The sequence below is a fragment of the Sphingopyxis sp. H073 genome, from assembly GCF_001468395.1.
Classification (GTDB): domain Bacteria; phylum Pseudomonadota; class Alphaproteobacteria; order Sphingomonadales; family Sphingomonadaceae; genus Sphingopyxis.
Map to the genome: position 1 here is coordinate 1 of NZ_LNSG01000025.1, position 1,267 is coordinate 1,267.

The following is a 1,267-nucleotide window of genomic DNA, read 5'->3' on the forward strand; positions in this document are numbered from 1 at the left end:
TGACGTGACCCCCTGATTTTCCTCCACGAGCGATTAGAGTCTGGCCTGAAGGAAGGACAGACGATGAAGCGCAAGAGGTTTACCGAGGAACAGATCATTGGCGTGCTGAAGGAAGCGGAGGCGGGTGCGAAGACCGCTGATCTGGCCCGGCGGCACGGGGTGTCTGAAGCGACGATCTACAACTGGAAGGCCAAGTATGGCGGGCTGGAGGTATCCGAGGCCCGGCGACTGCGGGAGCTTGAGAGCGAGAACGCGAAGCTCAAGCGGCTGCTGGCCGACACGATGCTGGACAACGTGGCGCTGAAGGATCTTCTTTCAAAAAAGTGGTGACGCCCGCCGCGAAGCGAGAAGCTGCCGCTCATCTCCAGGCAACTCATGGGATGAGCGAGCGGCGGGCGTGCCGTGTCATCGATGCCGATCGCAAGAGTGTGCGCTATCGTTCCATCAGGGACGATGATGCCGGCCTACGTGAGAGGCTGCGCGATCTGGCCAACCAGCGGCGCCGGTTCGGCTATCGCCGTCTGCATATCCTGCTGCGCCGGGAGGGCGTGATGATCAACCGGAAGAAGACCCAGCGGCTCTACAAGGAGGAAGGTCTGGCGGTGAGGCGGCGACGCAGCCGCAAGCGTGCTGTCGGCACCAGAGCGCCGGCTCCGGTGCTGGCCCTACCGAACCAGCGCTGGAGCCTGGACTTCGTTCATGACCAGATGGCTTCTGGTAGGCGGTTCCGGGTCCTCAACGTGGTCGATGACGTGACCAGGGAGTGCCTGGCGGCGGTGCCGGACACCTCGATCTCAGGGCACCGTGTCGTGCGCGAGCTGACCCAGCTGATCGCACAGCGCGGCAAGCCGGGGATGATCGTCAGCGATAATGGCACCGAGCTCACCGGCAATGCCGTGCTCGCATGGTGCGGCCAGAGCGGCGTCGAGTGGCATTACATCGCTCCGGGCAAGCCGATGCAGAACGGATATGTCGAAAGCTTTAACGGCCGCATGCGTGATGAACTTCTCAACGAGACGCTGTTCATGAGCCTTGCCCATGCACGGGTCGAGATCGCTGCTTGGGTCGAGGATTACAACCGGGAGAGGCCACACTCGTCCCTTGGCTACAGGGCCCCGGCGGCGTTCGCCGCCGAACTGGATAAGCAATGGCCTGCTTCGCTACGCCCTACGGGCTCCGCTACGCAGCCCATTGCTTCAACCGCGCTGATGCGCAAAACAACCGCCCGGCTCTAATACCAGCTGGGGGAAAGCTGGGGGTCACGTCA

1 protein-coding gene is annotated in these 1,267 nt (G+C 62.8%); it reads left to right on the top strand.

Annotation, left to right across the window (positions count from 1 at the left end):
- Window positions 1–63: 63 nt before the first annotated feature.
- Window positions 64–1,235 (top strand): IS3 family transposase gene (locus ATE64_RS20945; RefSeq protein WP_156416671.1). Its coding sequence is split into 2 segments (ribosomal slippage): window positions 64–316 and window positions 316–1,235, totalling 1,173 coding nucleotides; the frame shifts between segments, so codons are not numbered across the junction.
- Window positions 1,236–1,267 lie beyond the last annotated feature (32 nt).